We start from the raw sequence: 20,961 nt of genomic DNA on the forward strand, positions 1-20,961 counted from the left end.
TTTAATCCCTCTGGCACCTTTTTGCACTCGATATGGGAATGTCCCTTGGTGCCTTAAAGCAGGCAGGAAATGAGAACCGGCTGGGCGGGGGATTTAGCCAAAACGGTCATTGCGAAACGAGTTGCTCGATCAAACGTCGATGTTGCGGTTTGATGTGCATGCGCTCGTGAAAGGGCTTCTTCTTATGGCATACGCAACAAAGCGGTTCTAAGTTGTTCGACTCATTGTTGCCACGGTTGCCATCTATATGGTGGACATGGAGCAGGTTGTGGTGGTCTGACAAATCAACGAGGCAGTCTTTGCATTTCCAGTTTGCTCTAATACGCAAGTCCTCAGATATGCGTGCCCAATCTGATGTGTAATTGCCCTCTGGAAAATTGTCTGGGTTGTAGAGCGGACGGCATTGGAAAACGGGCTCATAATTCTTGAAGAACAATTGGATGTCGAAATCGTTCTGAATCAACTTTCGCTCTGAAAGTGTCTTTTCTTCAAAACCGTCATAGTTCAGAAACTTTAGACAGTTCTGACATGGGGCGAGTTTGGATATCATTTCGTCCCCCCTCGTCTGTGTTTCACGATCCCAAGGCTCAACCCGGAAATCACCATCTGCCTCAGCAGTGGAGACATATCGATCGAAACGGCCTCTCTGCCGCATTTCATTAAGCGTCAGACAATCAGCAACGTGGTATCGGGGCGCAGAGGTAGGAATTTGCTGTAAGTCGTCAAGGGACACAAAAGGCTGGAAAATGTGAAGAGTAATTTGTGTATTTCCAATGGCGGCAATACCAGCAGGGAAACGCAAAACCTCATCTAGTTCCTCTCCAGACAAAATCAGGGAACCCTGCTCCAAAATTGTAATTTCAATTGGACTGCGACCCGTGATTCTAATGTTATCGACTTTAGCTTTCGAAGCGTTGATGGACTCCATAGCCCGTTCAAGGCGCTGAAAATTGATGTCCAGTTTCATCAGATCCTCTTCTCGATTGCAGGTGCTACCCTGTCCAAAATCTGAAACATCGCCTCTTTCGTCTTGGTTCGGATCGTAAATTCAACGCGACGAGACCGCTTTTTGTTCTCGATATTATCCTTAATTATCAATTGAGCAGAGGAGAGACCATTCGCGCTAACAGTTTTCCTCATCCACGGATTGAGAGGCTTCAGATCCAGAATATCCATTGAAAATCTCAGAACCGTTCGCGTCCGCTCTTGCGACAGTCCCATATTTCGAATGAATGCTTCGGTTGCACTCACGCTGCTTGACCACTCTGATGATGTATGCCCTTCAATTCTGACCTCTTTAATTTCATCGATGAAATTGTCGTGAAGCAACTTGATGTAACGAGGCATAAAATCAAGAAGTATTTCCTGAAATCGTTGTTCCAGATCGGATCTTCCTGCATGGAAAAGAACCTCGGGAGAGAGAAACCGAATGGTCAGTGTCTCTTTCTCAATTTCGGCATTCCATTTTGGCAAGTCATCTTCAAATTCGTTTTTCAAGGCGAAGTAGATAGCGAGCTCGGAATCCTGCCACTCGGTCACAATCTCGGTGACGTTTTTCGCCCGCTGATTTGCATCTTTAGCGTAAATAACCGCGATAAGAAGGAAGATCATCATCAAGCCAGCCATTAAATCTGAGACTGAAATCCAGCTGTCCTTATCGTCCCCTTGTGGTGACGAGAAGATATTATTCATTGCGGTTGGACTTTTTCCCAATTTCTACAATCCGACGGGTCGCATCCAAAAGCGGCGTATAGTCAGCAACGAATTTCTCGGTAATCCCGGACAAACTCTCAGCCATTGCGCGAATCACACTCTCAATTTCATCTTGCATCGCCTCGTCAAGTTGGACTATGGTTTCGTTCATTTGGCTAGTGGCATTCGAAATTGTCTCGTTGAAAGATGTTTGAAGACCACCAAGCATTTCGCGTTGAACGGTTCTCTGATCAGCAATTGTCGTTTCTAGATGTTCTGTTATTCCGGCAGAAGCATTTGTCACAGATGCGGATAGTTCTTGAGAAATTTTGATGACTTCCGCATGAAGATATTGGCCAGCAGTTGATAGCTCTGAAACGAGATCCTTGCTTATTTGATCAACGTCGCTTTGAAGACTGAGAGTTGTCTCGGATGTCGTGGAACGTAATTCCTCGAAACCTTGTAACAATTTCTCGTTAGATTCTTTTTGTAGAGAGACCAGGCTTTCACAATTTGCAGCAATCTCTTTCACGACACCTGTTTGATGCTCAACTGTAGAGCTTAGATTAACTGTGATGTCTTCAATATTTTTCTCTATTTCAGGAAACGCATGGATCGCTTTATCTCTCATCTCTGCGAAACCACCCAAAGACTCCTCTATTTTCTCGATTTGAGAATTTAGGGCGCTGTTAGCTTGTTCCATTTTGGTCAAGTGATCTGGTAACTTTGACGCAGACACTTCGATGTCCCCGAGTGCTTTTTTGCTCTCCTGGATGCCTTCAACTGCGTTGTCTAGGGCGATTTTAAGTTCTGACATTTGTTGTCTATATTCATCTTGCCAATCGACAAGACGGCCAACAGCTACATTGAGTTGCTTGAAGTTCTCTCCAAACTGCTCAGAAAGTGTTTCATTGAACTCTCGAATTACGGCTTGAAGTTCTTCTATAATGGCCTTGGAAAAAGCTTCTGACATATGCTCGGCAAAGACTTTAAACTCTTTGACCTGATCCTCAAATCCGTGGCGGGTAGTGCTCTCAAGGTCGCCGACGTTAGTGCGTAATCTTTGTAGTTGGCCGACAATGCTACTGTCTTTGTCATCAGTTAGAGCGTTTCGTAGATTCTCAAAACCCGCGCTATTTGCTTCTGCCGCCTTATTGATTGAAGCATCAAGTTGAATCAGCTGATCAACAATGTCTTTCGCGGACGCATCCTCTCTGCCTACGCTCTCCCGGGTAATTACAGGGCTGACCAAACGGAAGGAAACCGCCGCGAATAGACCGAGAATAGAAGTTCCAAATGCAACCTTAAGTCCCTCTAAGAGCATGGGAACAGATCGGTTGATAGTCCGGATGTCGAAATCCAGGAGGCCAAGAAAGATGCCGACAAATGTGCCTAGGATGCCTAGAGAAGTCAGGGTGCCGGGTGCATTTGATACCAGCGCCCTTATCTTTGTGTTGGTGGAGTTAACCAGGAGTAAGGCAAATACAAAGTAAACAGCTATGACTATTGAGAATAATTGGCTGAAGTCATTCGCCCACAATGCAACAAGCATCCTTCCAATCGAATCAAACATCTACACCGCCCATTATAAGTTATAAATAGTATACATTAACTGTCCTGACTCAACCCTATCGACCTCATGATGGGATTGTCCGGGCTCAGAGACATACGAGACTATAGGGCGGGATATCCAACTCAATTTCCCCAATATCAATGCAATTTCGCGGTTGCCCGCACCACACCCGATACGATTAACGCATGGCCATCCCGCTCAGCATGCCTGCGGTATGGGCGCATCTGGCGGCGGGCGGTTTTTTCGCCGGGTAAATTTTTATTTCTTGCGCGGCGGCGCGTAGGCGCCGATTTTGCTGGTGGAAAGCCCGGCGCCGACAATCGCCTCGCACATTTTCAGCGCACAGACAACGCCGTCTATCACCGGAACGCCGCATTTTTGTGTCAGTTCCGTCGCCAAATCGGCCATGCCGGCGCATCCTAAAATCACCGCTTCGCAACGGTCCTCGGCGATGGCGCGCCGCGTCTCTTGTTCAATTTTTTTCGCCGCTGCGCCGCTGTCTTCCTGCTCCAGAGCCAGCACCGGTATTTCCGCCGCGCGCACGTTCTTGCACAGATGCGCCATGCCGTAGCGTCGCGCGGCCTGTTCAATAATCGGTGTGGAACGCCCCAGCGTGGTCACTACGGAAAACGACGTCGCCAAAGTCGCCGCGATGTGCATCGCCGCCTCGCAAATGCCCAGCACCGGGCCGGTCACAATCTCCCGGCAGGCGCCCAGCCCCGGGTCGTCAAAACAAGCGACGACATAAGCGTCCGCGCCCCACCTTTGAGCCTTTTTTATCTCGCGCAGCAAGCCGGCTAGAGATGCCGCTTCGTCGTAGTGCCCCTCAATGCTGGGCGGTGCGTCTGCCGGGTTCGCCGCTAAAATTTCCGTGCCGGGCGCGGCGGCTTTGCGCGCCGCCTGCCGCACTTTGTCAGTCATTGACGCGGTGGAATTCGGGTTAATAAGGGCTATTTTCATGCCGTGTCTCCTCCGAGATATAATTTGCGAATGCGATCATCGTTCTGCAGATCCGCCGAATTGCCGCTGATAACAATCTCGCCGGTTGTCAGCGCGTAAGTCCGGTGGGAAATTCTCATCGCCATGCGCGAGTTTTGTTCCACCAAAATCACCGATACATGATCATCCCGATTGATGGCGACAATGGAACGGGCGATACTTTGCACAAGTTTGGGCGCGATCCCTAAAGACGGCTCGTCCAGCAGCAGCACTTTCGGACGCGACATCAGTGCTCGTCCGATAACCATCATTTGTTGCTCGCCGCCGCTCAGCGTCGATGCCGACTGGTGAAACCGCTCCCTCAGCCGCGGAAATTTTTCCAGCACTTTGTGCAGATCTTCGGCGATTCCCGCCTTGTCCTTGCGTGTAAACGCGCCCATCAACAGATTATCTTTCACACTCATATACGGAAACACGTGCCGCCCCTCCGGGGCCATGGAAATGCCGGCGCCGTTCGCGCCGATGAGGGCGATTGTCTCGCCCTCGTCCAGATGCAAAGACACATCGCGCAGGGCATGGACGTGGTCGTAAAACAGCGACACGTTTTTTAGGGACAGCAATTCAGACATGCTTAGATCCCGGTCTCGTCGTCTTCCGCGCCGAGATACGCCTCTATCACTTTCGGATTTTCCTGAATTTCGGCCGGTGCGCCTTCGGCGATTTTCTCGCCGAAGTTCAACACGACAATGCGGTCGGAAATGCTCATCACCGCCCGCATGTCGTGTTCCACCAGCAACACGGTCACGCCGCGGTTGCGCACCTCGCGCACCATGTTCAAAGCCCGTCCGGTCTCGTCGTGGTTCATCCCGGCAAAAGGCTCGTCCAATAGCAGCACCGATGGATTCGTGGCCAAGCCGATGGCGATGCCCAAGGCGCGCAGATGCCCGTGTGGCAGCGTGCTGGCGATTTCGTTTTTAATGCTGTCCAAGCCCAAAAAATCCAAAATCCCGTCGGCGGATTCGCCGAACGCGGCCTCGTCCTTGGATGCTCGCCGCGAGTGCAGATAAAAACCCAGCAAACTCGCCTGGGAGCGCAGATGATGCGCGATAATCACATTGTCGCGCGCCGTCATGTTGCGGAATATCGTCGTCTCTTGAAAAGTACGCACCACTCCCATCCGCGCGACAGTATGTGGCTTCAAGCCGGAAATCCGCCTGCCGCGCAACAGCACTTCGCCTCGCGTCGGGCGCAAAAAAGAGGAGATGAGCTTAAATAACGTGGATTTGCCGGCGCCATTCGGGCCGATAACGGACAATATCTCGCCCTCCAGTGTGTGAAAACTGACGTTATTTACCGCCAGCAATCCGCCAAAGCGGCGCGTTAATCCCCTGATTTCCAGCAATTCGGGCATGCTCTGTTTTCCTTGTGGCTATTTTCTCCGCGGCAGACGCAAACTCAACAAGCCGTTCGGCAAAAACAGTATCAGCGCAATCAGCGCCGACGAAAAAATCAACAGTTGATAGGCGCCCGTCTTAAACAGAAAATCCCAGCCCATATACAGCACCAGCGTCCCCAGCATCGGCCCAAACACATAATTGAGTCCGCCCAGAAAACAGTAAAGCATGAAATTCACCGACTCCTGAATCTGAAAAGTGGCGGGATAAATAGACTGCACAATCGCGGCAAAAATCGCCCCGCCGACTCCCCCGAGAAAAGAGGAAATCGCGTATGCCAAGATACGCAAATAGGCGACATTAACGCCGATGGAAGATGCCAGCTCCTCGTTTTGCTGTAGCGAACGGCATAAAACCCCCAGCCGCGAATTGACCAGCCGCCACATGGCGGCGAAGCACAAAATCATCAGCACCACGGCCAGATAATAAAAACCGAGGCGCAGGTTTCCCAATTCCGCAAAATCGGGAATCAGCGTCAGCCCAAAAAGTTCCACGCCGCCAGGCGGCGGAATGTTGGTGATGCCCCGCGGGCCGTTGGTGATCGATAGCGCCTGCGCTAAAAGACGCGCCACCTCGGTCAGCGTCAGCGTCACCATCGCAAAATACACGCCGCGCAAGCGCAAAATGGGCAGGCCGATCAGTACGCTCGCACCAGCGCAAAAAAGCCCGGCAAGCGGCAACGTCCACCAAAACAGCACGCCGTATTTGACCACCAAAATCGCCGACACATAGCCGCCCATCAGCGCGTAGGCGCCCTGCCCGATATTGATTCGCCCGATGAAAAAAGTCAGCCACACGCCGGCACTGATGACGCTCAACAGTGCCACCGATGTCAGCACGCTGATTAAATCGCCGCGCTCGGTTTGAATCAACAGCCACGGCACAGCCGCCAGTACCGCGAAAAGAAAAACACCGGTGCCGATAGCGGTTTTTATGTTATTCGTCATGCCGTCAGCCCCATGGCTTACCCATCAGTCCATGTGGACGTATGCTGAGAAACACCATCAGGCTAGCGAAAATCACCAAATAAGTAATGTCGCCGTAAGCGCGCAGATAAGACAGCCCGAAAGACTCCATTATGCCCAAGATAAAGCCGCCAGCGATGGCGCCGGGCACCACGCCGGCACCGCCGATCATCACCATCAAAAACGCCTTGATGGAGACCGAACCGCCGATGCCGGAACTGACCCCGGTAATGGCGACCAACAGTCCGCCGGCAATGCCGGCCAGCATCGCGCCCAGTGCAAAGCCCAACATTCCGTATCGATCGGTCGACACGCCCATCAGTTGCGCCGCGGTGCGGTCTTGCGCCAGCGCCCGCATCGCGCGCCCGGGCTTGGTGTATTGCATGAAGAGGATGAAGGTGACAATCAGTAGTGCGGTACACACGCCGATCACGATTTTATCATTGGGGGTGACCACAGTAAAATCGCCCCAGTTTTGCACGCCTTCCATAGTTTTCGGTACGCCGTGCTGTTTTTGCCCGAACAGCAGCAAAATGACGCTGTCAAAGAAAAAAGCCAGCCCGGCCGCCAGCAACATCGAACTTTCTTCGCGCACGCTTTTTTTCAGTACCGGGCGGAACAAAAACTTCTCCACCACCGCGCCCACCGCCAACAAAGTCAGCGCCGACGTCGCCAGCCCGAGCGCAAAGGGCATCCCCAGCTTTGCGTAAACAAGATACGTCATATAGCCACCCAGCACATACATTTGTCCGTGCGCGAAGTTGAGCACGTTCATCAGCGCGAAAATAAGTGTTAATCCGAGCGCGATCAGCGCGTATTGCGCGCCCAGATACAGCCCGGTGACGAGAATTTGCTCCATAACCGGAAAACCGCGAGTTAAACAAAGAAAAAGCCCGCCATGCGGGCTTTTCCTGTGCGTCGAGGACTAATCGACGTTAGTCACAAACAGGGTTTGGAATTCGCCATCGCGATATTCGTTCACCACCATCGGGATGCCAACCTGCCGTTTCTGCCCGAAAGACGTGGAACCGACATACACCAATTTTTCGTTGCCTTTCATATACGGATTCGGCACGGAAAGCGTGTCCATCGTTTTTTGGAACTCTGTCACGTCATCAATGGCTTTCGGATTGGCTTTGAGCGTTTCCAAAATATATTCCATGGCATACACCTTGGTGTTGGACTCGTCGTCATACTGCCCGTGATCCTGGGTGTAGCGGCGGATGAATTCCTCCATCCTTTCGGAGCGAATCTCCGGCGTGGACGCGCCGCCGACTGAAATAAAGCCATTCGCTAGATCGCCAGCGCCTTCTTTCAGCTGCGTGGCATCCTGTGCGGTTTCAGAGGACATCAGCCCGGTGTAGCCCAGCTCCCTGGCGGCGCGGATGATCAGCGGCGCGGTGCCGCCGGCGACGCCGGAGAGAACCAGCAAATCAGGCTTGAGTTTGACGATCTGGGTGACCGCTGGCGCGAAGTCTCGGGTGTCGCTTTGATAAGCGTCCTGCGCCAGCACTTTCAAATCAAGTGCTTGGGCGGCTTGCACACCGCCTTCGCGCTGGCTCAGCGCGTCCGATTCATTTGCCGCCAAAAAAGCGATGGATTTGATGCCTTTGTTTTCTTTCAGGTATTTGTAGATCGCCGGCCCGGATTGGTAGTTGGCGATCATCCCCAAAATGGCGTTGGAAGCCGGCTTGGAATACAACTCCTTGGGAAAAGCGTAGGGAAAATACATCACGCCGTCTCTTTCCGCCACCGGGCGCACCGCCGCGGCGGTGGGGTCGGTGTTCGGGCCGATGACATAATGAATGCCCTCTTGCACCATTTTTTCCATGCCCTCGCGAGCGCGGGTGGTGTTGTCCTGGGTATCCCAGGTCACGATTTCGATATCGTAAGTGGTGCCGCCGATTTTGATGCCGCCTTCATCGTTCACCCACTTGGCGCGCGTTTGCATGCAGCGGACATTGGAAATGCCCCATGCGGCCTTCGCGCCGCTGGTGATGCCGACAAAACCGATTTTGAGCGTTTCATTGGCGTTGGCGACAGGCGCAAGCCCTAGGGACAACATTGAGGCTATGCCAAAAGCGAACGTCAGTTTTTGATATTTTGCATTTTATTTGACTCCTATGAATTGATTTATGAATTGAGAGGGGTAGCGCACGCGAATGCGCCCTCCTCCATATCATGGATTATAAACGAAAATCGTTAAAGATGGTAATTTAATGTATAGGTCTGTGGATTCAACCCTGAAGTGCAACAGAGGGTGGTATGCCGAATAGCGCTTGATTTGGCGTTTTCAGTCCAAGACATTTGCGTGGTCGGTTGTTGAGTTGCGCACCACCCGCGCCAGTTGCGAGGTCTTGATGGTCGCAAGATCATTAGTCTTGGGAAAGCGCTGCCGTATCAGTCCATTGGTATTCTCATTGGCGCCGCGCTGCCAAGGTGCACAGGGATGGGCGAAGTGAAAATCGCTTTTCAGGACACCGGCAACCGCCTCATGATCGGTGAATTCGCTGCCATAGTCCGAGGTCAACGTGAGAACCTGATGTTTGATGGGGGCAGGATTTCCGACCAACGACCGCCTACCACACGCGCTGTTCCATTGGGCAGCAGCTGCTCAGGCAAAGGCAAAGCGCGAGCATGGGTCAATAAAGGTGAACACATAGCGACGGATGCCGTCGCGCAGCCGCTCCACGGTGCCGCAGGCGAACAGATCCAGCGGGGCGGCGTGTTTTGCGGGTTTGGCGTAGCGGTTTGCGCCGTCCGCGGGTGTCAAGGCGTAGTAGGGCGCAGCGCATTTTATCGGGGGCGGCTTTGGATGATGCGGCCGATGGCGGAGATGCCCGGCGGTGTCATCCCCCGCTCTTCCACCGCCTGATGAGCGCCGACAGGGGCAGCTTGCCGAGGTTCGGATAGACCCCGCGCAAGTGCCGCACCTGGCCCGCCAGTTCGGGCGGCCAAGTCGCATGGCGGCGGCGTTTGAGCGCTCTTGAGGGGGGGGGGCTACGCCGGGGTATGGGGGTTCGTTTGCGGGTCTAGCGCCAGCGGCGCAAGGTTCTGCGACTGACCTTGAATGCATCACAGGCGGCGGCGTAGGCTTGCTGAAAGCGAAGGGCGTTGATTCGGGATTGGGCAGGGTCGTTCATCTCCGAACGATGCCCGAGCCCGGCAACGCGGTAAAACCCCTGATACGGTGGCCTATATGCTGGATTTGCAAGGTCTCACCTCATGGGTGGAGGTGTGCCATATGTTTCTGAGCTTATGCAATTAACGCCTCCCCTTATTTTTGCTCGTCAAATTATTCCATGTATTGAACCCTGTTGACAAAGGGACAATCAGCGTTCCAACGGTGCAGGTCTATTTCCAGGGGAAGTGTTAGGTGTATGAACTAACTGCAGGGCAGGATATCCAACACAATTTTCCTGCTCAATGCAATTTTGCGGTTACCCGCACCACACCGGATACGATTAACGCGATTGCTATTCCGCTCAGCAGACCTGCGGTATGGGCGGTATTGGCCACAACCAGCCCGAATAGTTTTTCGAGTATTCCCGACCAGCAAATTAAAAACAAGCCCAACATCAATTTAACGATCACCGGGTTTAGACGTATTCCGAACCCCGGGTTGGTCAGGCTTTGTATCCAGACATATCCAAAATAACCGTAAATAACCCCGGACATGCCACCAAAAAAGGGCCCCGACACAAAATACTGCGCCAAATTGGAGACCACGCTGACCGCCAATGTCAGCGCACCCAATACCCCCATTCCCTGGCGCCATTCAATCAGTCGGCCGAGTTCCCAGGTCCACAGCATGTTAAAAACGATGTGAAAAATACCGGAGTGCAAAAACACAGGGGTAACCAAACGCCAGTATTGGCCGCCGAAGATTTCAGGCAGCGTCGGTTTGATGGATTCGGAAATGAGCAACGGCGTAGCGATAGTGTGCTGGTTAATCACGTTCATCAACAAATAAACCATAACGGATATCGTTACCATAGCGATAGTAAGCGGCGGATGCTTGGGAATCATGCCGGGAATCACGGCGCCATCTCGATACGATCACTTCCGCCCAACGTAACCTGTCTGCCATCCAGGGTAACGAAATGCCTGCCTTTGATGGACTTTTGTTTGGCTTGATAGAGCGTGCTCATGCTGTCTTCGGCAATCACCCGAATATTGATTATCTTGTTATCGGACTGATAGCTAACGATAAAAACGGTGATGGATATAGCCATCAATGCCGCCAAAATACAATAAGCCACAGTGCGTGTGGACAATGCTCCTGGCTCACTGGTTTTGCGACTGGGTTGCCGGCTGTTTTGCTCAGGGGTTTTCCTGGTCGATTGATGCGCTTTATCGCCGTGTCTCTGGTTGCGTCTCTGGCGAAAAACCAACGCAACCACGATGATCACCGTCAGCGTGAATAAAATCTTTGTGATCATATTCTTTCGGGTATTCTTTCTGGTTCATGATCTCCCGGCGGCAATAGTAAATAATAGCCCCCGATTGCGAGTTGACGAAGCGCTTCATCGACCTCGGCCTGTGCCAGGCGACGCTGTTTAGTGAGCTTTATATCCCGCACGAAGTCGAATTCGCCAAACAACCCTAAAAGGACCAAGTGATTTTGTGGGGGACACGCTCAAAATTGTCTTTGGCGGTAATGTAAAGGTAGGTATTTTCCTTACGGCGGCCTTTGTATATCCAAGTGTGCATGGCGTGATTCTACCTTAGAACCGATGCGCTGCGTGGTCCGAGCGCGCGTAGCTCAAGCAGGGAATTGCGTTCAGTGTTAGAAAAAAGCATGTATTGCTAGCCCCCGAGAAACTTTTCTGAGAAACTTTGGGAATATACCAATGAAAGAGGCGCTATGATTGATCGCCTAGCCACTTCGATATGCAATGGCATCCTAACTTGCTAAAATTCCCGCTTTGCGATAGGCATCAATATACAAACCGACAATATGCAAACAGGCCGTATATCGAACAGTTGATATAAATGATGTTGTTTGAAATTTCCACACTGCTGGCTTTTTCTTTAGTGGCATTCATGCTGGTGATTACGCCTGGGCCCGATACCATGCTGATTCTCCATCGTAGCACGGCAGGCGGCATATCTTTGGGCATGGCAACAGTAGCAGGCGTTCAAGTTGGGCTTGTTTGCCATACTCTATTGGCGATATTCGGACTTTCCGCGCTGATTGCTTCCTCGCCATTGATGTTCAAAGGGGTTGCGTTGGCAGGTTCTTTGTATCTGATTTGGTTAGCGATTCAAAACATGCGCGGAAGCAAAAAAGCAGGGGTTTTGATAAAGGATTCTGATAAGAGTCTGCTTAATGCATTCCGTGATTCTATGCTATGCAACATTTTGAATCCAAAAGTTATCTTAATATACCTCGCGCTTATGCCAAACTTTGTGATCTTGGAATTTGGAAATGTGAAATCTCAACTCCTGATTCTCGGCGCTTTGCTGATACTAATAAACACTGTTTGGCAAGTACCGCTGTGTCTGGCTGCATTTTCAGCAAATAAATACCTTAAAAACCCAACAGTGCAAAAATATATTGACTGGAGCGCGGGATGTATTTTAATGATGTTTGCTGTGGCCATGTTTTATGAAAATATAATACAAAGATAAAATACGCGATTGAGTTGGTAAGAATATCTTCGTGATTTCTTCCGTTCTGCGTGGAACAGGGCGTGATTCGCTATGCCGCCTATTTGCCTTTCCACAACCACGACCAGCTGGTTTTCTTTTCGGTGTGGCCGCGTTTATCGATTGGAACATAGCGTCGTTTAGTCTCCCCCATATACAGCTGACGCGGCCGACCGATTTTTTGCTCATCGTCCACCAGCATTTCCTTCCAATGCGATATCCAGCCCACGGTTCTGCCAATGGCGAACATTACGGTGAACATCGAGGTCGGAAAGCCCATGGCTTTCAGGATTATTCCCGAATAGAAATCCACGTTGGGATACAGTTTCTTGTCGATGAAATACGCATCCTTCAACGCCATTTCCTCGAGTTTCATGGCCAGTTCAAGTTGCGGATTATTAATCCCTAAAACTTTGAGCACTTCATGGCAAGTGTTGCGCATGACGGTTGCCCGCGGGTCGTAATTCTTATAAACGCGATGCCCGAAGCCCATCAGCCGGAATTTGTCGTTTTTGTCCTGCGCCTTTTTGACATATTTATCGATTTGATCGGCCGAGCCGATTTCATCCAGCATTTTCAACACCGCTTCGTTGGCGCCGCCATGCGCCGGGCCCCATAACGAAGCAATCCCCGAGGCGATGCAGGCATAAGGATTCGCGCCGGAAGAGCCAGCCAGCCGTACCGTGGAAGTCGATGCGTTTTGCTCGTGGTCGGCATGCAGAATCAGAATTTTGTCGATCGCCTTGACCAGCACCGGATTGAGCTTGTAGTCCTCGGCCGGATTGGAGAACATCATTTGCAATACATTCTCCGAATAGGACAATTCATTGCGCGGCGTGGGAAAGGGCAAGCCCAGGGAATACTTGAATGCGCACGCGCCGATGGTTGGCATTTTGGCGATCAGCCGATGCGCCGCCAGGCGCCGTTGCTCAATATCGGTTATATCGATGCTGTCGTGATAAAACGCCGATAGCGCACCGACTACGCCGACCATGATCGCCATCGGATGGGCGCTGCGCATAAAGCCGGAATAAAACCGCGCCAACTGTTCGTGAATCAGGGTATGATTTCTGATGTCTGCGTCAAAAGACGCTTTTTGCTCCGGGGTAGGGAGTTCGCCGTATAGCAGCAGGTAGCAGGTTTCCATAAAATCGCTTTTCGCGGCCAATTCATCGATGGAATAGCCTCTGTGCAATAGCACGCCCTCGACGCCGTTGATAAAGGTAATGCTTGATTTACATGAAGCCGTCGAGGTAAAACCCGGATCATAGGTTAAAACGCCAGTTTCGCCATATAATGCCTTGATATCAATCAAGCGGTTGCCCATGGCCCCAACCCGGGAAGGTAATCGCCAGGATTCACCGGTGCTGTTGTCGGTCAGGGTGAATGAATCGGTGGTGTTGGCCTGGTCAGCTGGATTTTGCTTGTCGCTCATTAAAGTCTCCATCATAATCAATTTTTCAGAATCGCACTTTTTCAGAATCAAATGCCCAGCATTGAAAAATTCAATGCTAATATTTAAAACGCTTATTTTTGTCCATATACAATAATAGAATTCCGCTGGAATAACAAACTTGTTTTAACCCCGGTATCACGCAAGGTCCAGAAACCCCCATTAAATGACCGAAAGATGACTGAAAAAGAAATCGCATTATCGGGGTTGACCGGCCAGGTCATTGCCCTGGATCTAGGAGCCGCAGACGGTGTCCCGATGGTCGCGTTGCACGGCTGGCGGGATAATGCCGCGAGTTTTATTCCCCTGGCTCAGCGCCTTGAAAAATTTCGCTGGATTTGCATCGATATGCCAGGGCATGGCAAATCGGCTCATCGGCCGGCCGGGTGTATCTATCATTTCACCGACTATGTTGCGGATATCCATGCCATCGTGCGGGGATTGGCGCAGGAATTTGACCAGGAATTTAATCCTGGGGAATGTAATTTAGTTGGGCACTCCTTAGGCGCCGGGGTGGCGGCGATGTTCGCGGCGGCGTTCCCCGACAAAGTAAATCGGCTGGTGCTGATTGATGGCATCGGACCTATCGCCGGAGACGATGACGATGGTTTGACTCAATTCCGCAAGTCCATGAAATTTCTTGATCAAGCGCCGCCGGATAACGTGGGTAACTCATACGGATACGCCACCTGGGAGGAATTAAAAAGCGCGCGCATGCGCACAGGGGCAATTGATCAGAGTAGCGTGGAATGTTTACTGAGACGTGGCGCGAATTGGGTGGGCGACCGGTTTGTTGTCCACAGCGATAAAAGATTGAAGCAACATTCTCCAATTTACCTGAGTCAGAAAAAAGTTCTTGCCCTATTAAGCGGCATTGAAGCGCCGACGCTGCTGGTCATGGCCAACAAAGGTCAAATTATAGCAAAAAAATCAACCGCAAAAAGAATAGCGGCGATCAAGAACATAACTACCGCGACCGTCGAAGGATATCATCATGTGCATATGGACAACCCGGAATTGGTGGCGCTGGAGATTGAAAACTTTGTGGCACGGGAGATTTAATACAGGATGATTTAATCCAGGATGATTTAATCTAAGGGTGATTTAATCTAAGGGTGATTCGATAAATAGACAGGTCCGGGCAGTTGCCCTGTTAATTGCCAGTGCGCCGGGATTTGTTTTGTGATTCTTTGGCCCGAACGTTCTGATCTTCTGATCGAGCGTTGCCAGAAATCCAGGGCTTAACGATTGTAGATCCACTCCAAAACAGCGTCCTGAATAACATTGCCATTCCCAAAGCCTACGTTTTTTGATTCAATCATCATGGCCACAGAGTAATGTTTATTGTTACTGGCGTTCACAAATCCGGCCATGCTGCGCACGCTGTTGATCAGCCCGGTCTTTATTCGCGCTCTTCCCGTCAACGCACTGCCGCGCAATCTTTTTTTCATGGTGCCATCAAGGGCGGCCAGGGGAAATGACGACAGGAATTCGGCACGGTAATTGCTGCGCCAGCCATGTTGTAATAGATTAGTCAGGTTTGCCGTGGTGATGCGGGTTTTTCTGGAAAGCCCGGCGCCATTGTCGATGATCAACCTGGGCATAATGCCTGCATTCTCCGACAGCCAATTCTTTATTGCCGCATGCCCTCCTGCTATAGTTGCTGGCCGATCTTGACCTTGTGCGTCGAGGCTAAGCATTAATTGGCGGGCCATGACGTTGTTGCTGTACTTGTTGATGCTGGTGATAACGTCCGCTAAGGGTTCCGAAGGGTAACTGATGATCGCGATGGCATGGTCGGGGGTAACCGCCATTCGATAACCGCCGTCAAAGGTCCCACCACTATTGCTCCATAAGTATTTGAATAAACGATAAGTGTATTCGCGGTTGGAAAACAGCGACCTGGTGATCGAATGTTGACCGCAGCGGCTGCGATACTTGCCGTCGAATCTGGCGATGACTTTGTCGCCCTTTTTGTGTAACTCATAGGACCAACCATGATTACGACCGTTATTACGATTAGGGCATTTTCCTGACTGCGGTTTTATATTATTTTCCACCACAAGATCCGCAACCGGCGGATCGGCAAAAACCGCTATGCGAGTTCCCCCGTTAGTTTGCATGGGCTGAATAATAAATCGCGTTGCTGAAAAATTAACCAACGCCGAGTCCGGCTCGACGTTATAAAGTCGTGACGGCTGGCCATCGAATTGTGCGCGGTCGTGGTCGGCGACATCAAACAAGGAATTGTCAATCACCAGGCTGCCGGTGATGGTGTGAATCCCGCGTTGCCGTATGGACAGTACTTGATGCAAAAATTTATCCACCGTAAGAAACGGGTCACCGCCGCCTTGCAGCACAAGATCGCCTGTCAATACGCCATCGGTAATGGTGCCGTCAGCCCAATACCGGGTGTGCCATTGGTAGTCTGGACCAAGAATCTCAAGCGCTGACAGTGTGGTAACCAATTTGATCACCGAAGCCGGGTTTCTTGGCGCATTGCTGTTTAAACTTACCAGCGTGGATTGTGACTCTGCTTCTTGAATATCCAGGCTAACCGCGCTCAATGAGATGCCATATTTTTTTAACAGAATAGCCACGCTGTCCGGTAGCTGTTGCGGCAGATTTTTGCTCCCGGCAAAATCTGCACTTCCACCATCCCTGGCGGTCGCGCTGAGTGTATCGGGGAACAGGCAAGCCAGGCTAACCAGGAGCGCCAGGATATGAGCGTAATTACGGCAAGAACCCATTAGTGTTTTTGAAGAAATGATATAATCAACGGTGATTCGCATTTTATGTCAGCATATGAACAAGAAGACCATGAACAACAAGAAAGGCATTTACAAAATTCAGTTTCACAATCAGGGGAAGTTGTATGAACTATATGCCAGGCAAGTTACCCAAAGCAATATGTACGCTTTTATCGAGGTTGCGGATATTATATTTGGCGAGAAAACAAAGCTTGTGGTTGACCCGTCCGAAGAACGCTTGAAACAGGAATTCAGCTCGGTCAAGCGAACCTATATCCCGCTGCATTCAGTGGTCAGAATTGATGAAGTTGACAAGGAAGGCATCAATAAAATTATCGATAGTTCGGCAGACAAAGACGGCAGCAACGTGGCTGCGTTTCCCATGCCGCCGCTACAACCGCCAATCTGAAACTGCGGCTAGACCGCCGATCTGAAACAGCGGCCGATCTCGCTATTAATCCCTAAGCGCAGCGAACGCCGGTCCCACCCAGCCCGCAATATCCACCAGGATTCTTTGCAAGATACTGTTGATGATAGTCCTCGGCGTAGTAAAATTCCGCGGCCGGCATTATCTCAGTGGTGATACCCCCATAACCGGCGCTTTTTAAGTTCTGTTCAAAGGTGATTTTGGATTCCATCGCCAGGTTTAACTGCTCATCCCCATAGGTATAAATAACCGACCGATATTGGCTGCCTTGGTCATTGCCCTGGCGCATACCCTGAGTAGGGTTGTGGGACTCCCAGAAAAGGCTTAACAAGGTTGAATAGGATACCTTGGTCGGATCGAAAATCACCAACACGACTTCGGCATGACCCGATAAACCGCTGCAAACATCTTCATAATTCGGGTTTTTCGTGTCGCCGCCGGCATACCCCGTCGCAGTGGTGAACACGCCATCGAACTCCCAGAATTTTTTCTCAGCGCCCCAAAAACAACCGAGACCAAATACGGCGGTTTCCAGGTGACTGTCGAATGGCCGCAAAATCGGATGGCCATTGACATAATGCTTGTTGGTGACCGGCATTACCTCCTCTCTATCGGGTAACGACTCGAATTGATGCGGCAGTGTTGCGGATCTTAAAAATGAAAGCATAACTGGATAGCAATAAACTTCGCCGAGGAGTTAAAACGGCAAGCCGTGACCATAGCCGACCATACACATAATCATCGGGATGGACAGCATGGTGTTCGTTCGAGATGCCATTAATGCGATGTATTTTGCTTTAGTAATTTCTTCCGCGCTTGCCGTAACCAGGCCCAAAATTTTCTTCTGGTTCGGCCAAATCAACACCCAAACATTAAACAGCATAATTGTGCCGAGCCAAGCACCGAGGCCGATTACGGTGATGCCGTCGGTGGCGAAAAAGTGCGTGACGAAGCCGCCGACGTAGGCCAGCACCAGCGCACCGGTAATCCAGGTTGCCAATGCGCTCCACCGGAACCATAGAAGCGCCCGCGGCGCCACATATTTGGAAATCGCAGCGGGGCCAGGGCCCTCCGAATCCCCAGCGGCTTCGGCTACCGCCGGCACCTGAACGAAATTGAAATAATACAGCAGACCGATCCAGGTGATACCTGCAAGTACGTGCAACCAAACAATCAAAGACCAAGTATTCATAATAACTAAACCTCCTAACTATAATTTTAATAAGTAGAGACCTTTGCATAATTCAAAATACTATCGGAAGTGGGACTTTAGTCCCGCCATCGGCAATCATCTTGCGCGGCTAAAGCCGCACTTCCGGTAATTATGCAAAGGTCTCAAGTAATCTGTAGCGGTGATACACGTGACGATTGGCGGCTACAAAATAAGGGCGATAATGATGGCGATGACAAAGCCGGTTACAATAGTGCCAGTGATGCTTTTAAGTGGGTTCATATTTTAAGCTCCGGAAGATTGGGTTGAAAGTCAATGCAACCTGAATTAACGGTAAGGGTGCCGTCTGTGAGTGTCGAGAATAATGGCGATTAATACAGATTGCAAGCGATTCAAGACGGATATGATCAGGTGGAACCTGAGTATCATGCTGACCGTGACGGCATTGTTTTTCGGGCTGGTCAAATTCGCCATATGACCCCGCGTATGAACCGCAACGACGCTTCGGGAATCAGATGAATCGACATATTGTCCGGAAAAATCGCCTGAAGCGATTTTTATTCGTCTCATCCTTGACTCACCCCTGCAGGGCAAACAGCAGGTTGATGCCATCGGCGAGACCGAAAACGGCGTGTTGCTAAGCGGCAGACTGCGGTTTTAATGGTGCGGCTTGCGCAGAAATGACGACGGGAAATCGAGTAACAAAATCACTCCATCGGCCAGACTGCGAGCCACCACAGGTGTAAGCCTTCGCGGGATAATTTTGATAGAATCGATTCGCAAGCGTATTCTCGCAAAAGGTGTCGGCGAGTGCAACGAGGAACATATTCCAACGATCCTGAAATGGCATCGAAAAACCAACTGACACGTTTCATAACCCATGCGCCATAACTAATATTCCATAGCCTATGCCCGCCCCCGCCGAGTTTGAGATTCGCCCGAATAGCGCCTGCCATCCCCGGTCATGGCTTAAGGTTTTTGCGCTATTGGTGGTGGTCTGCCTGAGCATTGCCATCAGATTTGCTTTACTGGGATACTGGATGATTCTGCCCTTCGCGCTGATAGATGTATTGGCGGTTGGTTTGATTTTGCAGATGGTGGTGCGCCAGTCGGCGTATATCGAAAAAATACGGGTCGATGGCGAGAAGGTGGAAATTCAGCATATCCAGAAAAACAACAATGCCAGTTGGCAGTTTCCATTGCATTGGATTCAAGTGAACTTACAATCACCCAAACATCGTTGGTATCCGCACAAGTTACTGATCGGCAGTGCCGGCAAATGGGTCGAGATTGGCCGATGTTTGACTGACCGGGAACGAATAACGCTGGCTCAGGCGATTGGCAATCAAGTCCTGCGCTTCGATGGCATTGATAAGGGCCGGCGGTCCAGCGTAAATTAACCGGCGCAAATCAACCAGCGTAAATCAACATGAGTGAAGCGATTCAACAAAGAACCCACTGGCAGGCGTACTTGGTGCTGTGCAAACCCAAAGTGGTATTGCTGATTTTATTCACGGCTCTGGTTGGAATGGTTTTATCCACAGATGGATGGGTTCCGTTTAACGCCTGGTTTTGGGGATTGATCGGCATCGGATTGGCCGCGTCCGCGGGCGCGGCGCTGAATCATTGGGTGGATGAAGAAATTGACGCGCGCATGGAGCGTACCCATAACCGACCGCTGCCGGCCGGCAGTATCACTGGCAAACAAGCGGTTATTTTTTCATTGTCGTTGGCAGCGTTGTCTATGGCAGTGCTGCTCAGTTTCATCAATGTACTGACCGCTGTATTAACATTCGCCTCTATGGTGGGCTATGCGGTTATCTATTCCATGTTCCTCAAGCACAGCACGCCGCAAAACATCGTCTTGGGTGGTGCGGCAGGCGCCGCGCCGCCGGTATTAGGCTGGACCGCGGTGACCGGCGAACTTCACAGTGAAGCACTGTTATTGTTCTTGATAATTTTTATCTGGACACCGCCGCACTTTTGGGCGTTAGCGATCAAGCGGGTGGACGATTACGCTAAAGTCGGCGTGCCGATGCTGCCGGTAACCCACGGCATTGCCTTCACCAAACTGCATATCCTGCTCTACACCATTTTGCTGGTGGTCGTTACCCTGATGCCATTTCTGGTGTTGATGAGCGGCACGATTTATCTGGCTGGCGCGTTGGCTCTGGGTGCGGGATTTGTGTTTTATTCGGTCAAGCTATATCGTACCGACGGCGATCAATACGCCATGAAAACGTTCGGCTACTCAATTTTTTACCTCAGTGCGTTGTTCGCATTCCTGCTATTGGATCATTATGCGCGAATTATCATTCGCAATTTTTTATAGGCAATGACGTTCACAATATGAGCGCCCGCAATCAACCTCCCGAAGATCCAAACTCAAAAAAACCGGCGGTCACGTTTTTCACCATTCTCCAGAGTGTCTTTTCCTCTTTTATCGGCATACAAAATAATGCCAATCGAAAACGCGATTTCGAGAGCGGAAAATTCCGGCATTTTTTCGCCGCGGGGATTATTTTTATGGTGGTCTTTGTGGTGGCGTTGTGGCTTGGCGTGAAATACTTAATTGCGACTGCGGCTTAAAACATAAGACGGGTATGACCACAAAATGAGTGGCATTAAAACTTGAACACAAATACCCTAAATCCAGGCTTTGAAGTTATAATCGCCAACGCACAGCGGGTAAATAGTTGACGGCAGCGGTGTTTGTAACCCATGCCCGATTTGGCCACCATGCCGCCTTTTTGAGGTCGATGGGTCATGTGCGGTTTGATTAATTTAAATAGGGCAATCTTAAATAGTGCAACCCCTTATGATTTTATTGTATATTATTATTGTTGACGAGGATTCATAAAAATTTAATGAACAAAATTCAACGA

At 50.7% G+C, this 20,961-nt stretch carries 26 protein-coding genes; 6 read left to right on the forward strand and 20 right to left on the reverse strand.

The genetic code is table 11. The features are described 5' to 3' along the window. Positions 1 to 106: 106 nt before the first annotated feature. The 15 genes from ACPXXB_RS01190 to ACPXXB_RS01260 all read right to left on the reverse strand — a co-directional run bounded on the left by ACPXXB_RS01190 (position 107) and on the right by ACPXXB_RS01260 (position 11,336). Entirely contained in the window at positions 107 to 967 is an 861-nt protein-coding gene (locus tag ACPXXB_RS01190) for an HNH endonuclease (RefSeq protein ID WP_423908471.1), read from the reverse strand. After that, complete coding sequence (locus tag ACPXXB_RS01195) at positions 967 to 1,692, reverse strand: OmpA family protein (RefSeq protein WP_423908472.1); 726 nt, start codon at positions 1,690 to 1,692, stop codon at positions 967 to 969. The genes ACPXXB_RS01190 and ACPXXB_RS01195 overlap by 1 nt, the downstream gene beginning before the upstream one ends. Beyond that, the gene (locus ACPXXB_RS01200) at positions 1,685 to 3,265 is read right to left on the reverse strand and encodes a hypothetical protein (RefSeq protein ID WP_423908473.1); all 1,581 of its coding nucleotides are present in this window, start codon (positions 3,263 to 3,265) and stop codon (positions 1,685 to 1,687) included. Before ACPXXB_RS01200 ends, ACPXXB_RS01195 begins: the two co-directional genes overlap by 8 nt. Positions 3,266 to 3,523: 258 nt before the next feature. Then, the gene (locus ACPXXB_RS01205; protein ID WP_423908475.1) at positions 3,524 to 4,225 is read right to left on the reverse strand and encodes an aspartate/glutamate racemase family protein; all 702 of its coding nucleotides are present in this window, start codon (positions 4,223 to 4,225) and stop codon (positions 3,524 to 3,526) included. Next, positions 4,222 to 4,833: an ABC transporter ATP-binding protein gene (locus tag ACPXXB_RS01210; RefSeq protein ID WP_423908477.1), complete on the reverse strand. Its 612-nt coding sequence runs from the start codon at positions 4,831 to 4,833 to the stop codon at positions 4,222 to 4,224. Before ACPXXB_RS01210 ends, ACPXXB_RS01205 begins: the two co-directional genes overlap by 4 nt. 2 nt (positions 4,834 to 4,835) lie before the next feature. Next, positions 4,836 to 5,615: an ABC transporter ATP-binding protein gene (locus ACPXXB_RS01215; RefSeq protein ID WP_423908479.1), complete on the reverse strand. Its 780-nt coding sequence runs from the start codon at positions 5,613 to 5,615 to the stop codon at positions 4,836 to 4,838. An 18-nt stretch (positions 5,616 to 5,633) separates the two neighbouring features. Continuing rightward, complete coding sequence (locus ACPXXB_RS01220; RefSeq protein WP_423908481.1) at positions 5,634 to 6,605, reverse strand: branched-chain amino acid ABC transporter permease; 972 nt, start codon at positions 6,603 to 6,605, stop codon at positions 5,634 to 5,636. 4 nt (positions 6,606 to 6,609) lie between these two features. Then, positions 6,610 to 7,482, reverse strand: coding sequence for a branched-chain amino acid ABC transporter permease (locus ACPXXB_RS01225; protein ID WP_423908483.1), 873 nt, complete (start codon positions 7,480 to 7,482; stop codon positions 6,610 to 6,612). Positions 7,483 to 7,548: 66 nt separating this feature from the next. After that, the gene (locus ACPXXB_RS01230; RefSeq protein WP_423908485.1) at positions 7,549 to 8,688 is read right to left on the reverse strand and encodes an ABC transporter substrate-binding protein; all 1,140 of its coding nucleotides are present in this window, start codon (positions 8,686 to 8,688) and stop codon (positions 7,549 to 7,551) included. Between the two features lie 228 nt (positions 8,689 to 8,916). After that, the gene (locus ACPXXB_RS01235) at positions 8,917 to 9,195 is read right to left on the reverse strand and encodes an IS30 family transposase (protein WP_423908487.1); all 279 of its coding nucleotides are present in this window, start codon (positions 9,193 to 9,195) and stop codon (positions 8,917 to 8,919) included. A 42-nt stretch (positions 9,196 to 9,237) separates the two neighbouring features. Further along, positions 9,238 to 9,588 carry a hypothetical protein gene (locus tag ACPXXB_RS01240; RefSeq protein ID WP_423908488.1) on the reverse strand — a complete coding sequence of 117 codons (351 nt, stop codon included), beginning with the start codon at positions 9,586 to 9,588 and terminating at the stop codon, positions 9,238 to 9,240. A 458-nt stretch (positions 9,589 to 10,046) separates the two neighbouring features. Next, positions 10,047 to 10,664: a rhomboid family intramembrane serine protease gene (locus ACPXXB_RS01245; protein ID WP_423908490.1), complete on the reverse strand. Its 618-nt coding sequence runs from the start codon at positions 10,662 to 10,664 to the stop codon at positions 10,047 to 10,049. After that, the gene (locus ACPXXB_RS01250) at positions 10,661 to 11,065 is read right to left on the reverse strand and encodes a hypothetical protein (RefSeq protein ID WP_423908492.1); all 405 of its coding nucleotides are present in this window, start codon (positions 11,063 to 11,065) and stop codon (positions 10,661 to 10,663) included. The genes ACPXXB_RS01245 and ACPXXB_RS01250 overlap by 4 nt, the downstream gene beginning before the upstream one ends. Continuing rightward, positions 11,062 to 11,205: a hypothetical protein gene (locus ACPXXB_RS01255; protein ID WP_423910851.1), complete on the reverse strand. Its 144-nt coding sequence runs from the start codon at positions 11,203 to 11,205 to the stop codon at positions 11,062 to 11,064. The genes ACPXXB_RS01250 and ACPXXB_RS01255 overlap by 4 nt, the downstream gene beginning before the upstream one ends. 23 nt (positions 11,206 to 11,228) lie before the next feature. Further along, the gene (locus ACPXXB_RS01260; RefSeq protein ID WP_423908494.1) at positions 11,229 to 11,336 is read right to left on the reverse strand and encodes a YcgL domain-containing protein; all 108 of its coding nucleotides are present in this window, start codon (positions 11,334 to 11,336) and stop codon (positions 11,229 to 11,231) included. A 285-nt stretch (positions 11,337 to 11,621) separates the two neighbouring features. Between ACPXXB_RS01260 and ACPXXB_RS01265 the strand changes: the two genes are divergently transcribed. Continuing rightward, on the forward strand, positions 11,622 to 12,257 hold the full coding sequence (locus tag ACPXXB_RS01265) for a LysE family translocator (RefSeq protein ID WP_423908496.1): 636 nt from the start codon (positions 11,622 to 11,624) through the stop codon (positions 12,255 to 12,257). Positions 12,258 to 12,336: 79 nt separating this feature from the next. On the opposite strand, the gene gltA is transcribed toward ACPXXB_RS01265, so the two are convergent. Next, entirely contained in the window at positions 12,337 to 13,710 is a 1,374-nt protein-coding gene (gene gltA, locus ACPXXB_RS01270; RefSeq protein WP_423908498.1) for a citrate synthase, read from the reverse strand. A 195-nt stretch (positions 13,711 to 13,905) separates the two neighbouring features. Between gltA and ACPXXB_RS01275 the strand changes: the two genes are divergently transcribed. Further along, positions 13,906 to 14,790, forward strand: a complete 885-nt coding sequence (locus tag ACPXXB_RS01275; protein ID WP_423908499.1) for an alpha/beta fold hydrolase — start codon at positions 13,906 to 13,908, stop codon at positions 14,788 to 14,790. 179 nt (positions 14,791 to 14,969) lie between these two features. On the opposite strand, the gene dacB is transcribed toward ACPXXB_RS01275, so the two are convergent. Continuing rightward, positions 14,970 to 16,520, reverse strand: coding sequence for a D-alanyl-D-alanine carboxypeptidase/D-alanyl-D-alanine endopeptidase (dacB, locus tag ACPXXB_RS01280; protein WP_423908501.1), 1,551 nt, complete (start codon positions 16,518 to 16,520; stop codon positions 14,970 to 14,972). Between the two features lie 13 nt (positions 16,521 to 16,533). Here dacB and ACPXXB_RS01285 point away from each other — a divergent pair, with 13 nt between their 5' ends. Continuing rightward, positions 16,534 to 16,887, forward strand: coding sequence for a DUF1820 family protein (locus ACPXXB_RS01285; protein WP_423908502.1), 354 nt, complete (start codon positions 16,534 to 16,536; stop codon positions 16,885 to 16,887). Between the two features lie 52 nt (positions 16,888 to 16,939). On the opposite strand, the gene msrA is transcribed toward ACPXXB_RS01285, so the two are convergent. The 3 genes from msrA to ACPXXB_RS01300 all read right to left on the reverse strand — a co-directional run bounded on the left by msrA (position 16,940) and on the right by ACPXXB_RS01300 (position 18,646). Then, positions 16,940 to 17,572, reverse strand: a complete 633-nt coding sequence (gene msrA, locus ACPXXB_RS01290) for a peptide-methionine (S)-S-oxide reductase MsrA (RefSeq protein WP_423908504.1) — start codon at positions 17,570 to 17,572, stop codon at positions 16,940 to 16,942. Positions 17,573 to 17,602: 30 nt separating this feature from the next. Further along, positions 17,603 to 18,097, reverse strand: a complete 495-nt coding sequence (locus ACPXXB_RS01295) for a urate hydroxylase PuuD (RefSeq protein ID WP_423908506.1) — start codon at positions 18,095 to 18,097, stop codon at positions 17,603 to 17,605. Between the two features lie 306 nt (positions 18,098 to 18,403). Further along, positions 18,404 to 18,646: a hypothetical protein gene (locus ACPXXB_RS01300; protein ID WP_423908508.1), complete on the reverse strand. Its 243-nt coding sequence runs from the start codon at positions 18,644 to 18,646 to the stop codon at positions 18,404 to 18,406. A gap of 338 nt (positions 18,647 to 18,984) precedes the next feature. Between ACPXXB_RS01300 and ACPXXB_RS01305 the strand changes: the two genes are divergently transcribed. The 3 genes from ACPXXB_RS01305 to ACPXXB_RS01315 are packed head-to-tail and all read left to right on the forward strand — an operon-like array spanning position 18,985 to position 20,665. After that, the gene (locus tag ACPXXB_RS01305) at positions 18,985 to 19,476 is read left to right on the forward strand and encodes a DUF2244 domain-containing protein (RefSeq protein ID WP_423908510.1); all 492 of its coding nucleotides are present in this window, start codon (positions 18,985 to 18,987) and stop codon (positions 19,474 to 19,476) included. A 29-nt stretch (positions 19,477 to 19,505) separates the two neighbouring features. Further along, a complete protein-coding gene (gene cyoE, locus ACPXXB_RS01310; RefSeq protein WP_423908511.1) occupies positions 19,506 to 20,408 on the forward strand; it encodes a heme o synthase in 903 nt (300 codons plus the stop codon). A gap of 17 nt (positions 20,409 to 20,425) precedes the next feature. Then, the gene (locus tag ACPXXB_RS01315) at positions 20,426 to 20,665 is read left to right on the forward strand and encodes a DUF2970 domain-containing protein (protein WP_423908513.1); all 240 of its coding nucleotides are present in this window, start codon (positions 20,426 to 20,428) and stop codon (positions 20,663 to 20,665) included. Positions 20,666 to 20,961: the final 296 nt, after the last annotated feature.

This window comes from Candidatus Spongiihabitans sp., assembly GCF_965237845.1.
In the GTDB taxonomy this organism is placed as follows: domain Bacteria; phylum Pseudomonadota; class Gammaproteobacteria; order Arenicellales; family Poriferihabitantaceae; genus Spongiihabitans.

Bases quoted from the DNA above. Each gene is read 5' to 3' on its own strand.
- ACPXXB_RS01295 (WP_423908506.1), bottom strand. From the start codon at position 18,097: ATGAATACTTGGTCTTTGATTGTTTGGTTGCACGTACTTGCAGGTATC.
- gltA (WP_423908498.1), bottom strand. From the start codon at position 13,710: ATGAGCGACAAGCAAAATCCAGCTGACCAGGCCAACACCACCGATTCA.
- ACPXXB_RS01315 (WP_423908513.1), top strand. From the start codon at position 20,426: ATGAGCGCCCGCAATCAACCTCCCGAAGATCCAAACTCAAAAAAACCG.
- ACPXXB_RS01275 (WP_423908499.1), top strand. From the start codon at position 13,906: ATGACTGAAAAAGAAATCGCATTATCGGGGTTGACCGGCCAGGTCATT.
- ACPXXB_RS01220 (WP_423908481.1), bottom strand. From the start codon at position 6,605: ATGACGAATAACATAAAAACCGCTATCGGCACCGGTGTTTTTCTTTTC.
- dacB (WP_423908501.1), bottom strand. From the start codon at position 16,520: ATGCGAATCACCGTTGATTATATCATTTCTTCAAAAACACTAATGGGT.
- ACPXXB_RS01250 (WP_423908492.1), bottom strand. From the start codon at position 11,065: ATGATCACAAAGATTTTATTCACGCTGACGGTGATCATCGTGGTTGCG.
- ACPXXB_RS01230 (WP_423908485.1), bottom strand. From the start codon at position 8,688: ATGTTGTCCCTAGGGCTTGCGCCTGTCGCCAACGCCAATGAAACGCTC.
- ACPXXB_RS01240 (WP_423908488.1), bottom strand. From the start codon at position 9,588: ATGCGACTTGGCCGCCCGAACTGGCGGGCCAGGTGCGGCACTTGCGCG.
- ACPXXB_RS01215 (WP_423908479.1), bottom strand. From the start codon at position 5,615: ATGCCCGAATTGCTGGAAATCAGGGGATTAACGCGCCGCTTTGGCGGA.
- ACPXXB_RS01305 (WP_423908510.1), top strand. From the start codon at position 18,985: ATGCCCGCCCCCGCCGAGTTTGAGATTCGCCCGAATAGCGCCTGCCAT.
- msrA (WP_423908504.1), bottom strand. From the start codon at position 17,572: ATGCTTTCATTTTTAAGATCCGCAACACTGCCGCATCAATTCGAGTCG.
- ACPXXB_RS01205 (WP_423908475.1), bottom strand. From the start codon at position 4,225: ATGAAAATAGCCCTTATTAACCCGAATTCCACCGCGTCAATGACTGAC.
- ACPXXB_RS01265 (WP_423908496.1), top strand. From the start codon at position 11,622: ATGTTGTTTGAAATTTCCACACTGCTGGCTTTTTCTTTAGTGGCATTC.
- ACPXXB_RS01190 (WP_423908471.1), bottom strand. From the start codon at position 967: ATGAAACTGGACATCAATTTTCAGCGCCTTGAACGGGCTATGGAGTCC.
- ACPXXB_RS01225 (WP_423908483.1), bottom strand. From the start codon at position 7,482: ATGGAGCAAATTCTCGTCACCGGGCTGTATCTGGGCGCGCAATACGCG.
- ACPXXB_RS01300 (WP_423908508.1), bottom strand. From the start codon at position 18,646: ATGAGACGAATAAAAATCGCTTCAGGCGATTTTTCCGGACAATATGTC.
- ACPXXB_RS01260 (WP_423908494.1), bottom strand. From the start codon at position 11,336: ATGCACACTTGGATATACAAAGGCCGCCGTAAGGAAAATACCTACCTT.
- ACPXXB_RS01195 (WP_423908472.1), bottom strand. From the start codon at position 1,692: ATGAATAATATCTTCTCGTCACCACAAGGGGACGATAAGGACAGCTGG.
- ACPXXB_RS01210 (WP_423908477.1), bottom strand. From the start codon at position 4,833: ATGTCTGAATTGCTGTCCCTAAAAAACGTGTCGCTGTTTTACGACCAC.
- ACPXXB_RS01285 (WP_423908502.1), top strand. From the start codon at position 16,534: ATGAACAAGAAGACCATGAACAACAAGAAAGGCATTTACAAAATTCAG.
- ACPXXB_RS01200 (WP_423908473.1), bottom strand. From the start codon at position 3,265: ATGTTTGATTCGATTGGAAGGATGCTTGTTGCATTGTGGGCGAATGAC.
- cyoE (WP_423908511.1), top strand. From the start codon at position 19,506: ATGAGTGAAGCGATTCAACAAAGAACCCACTGGCAGGCGTACTTGGTG.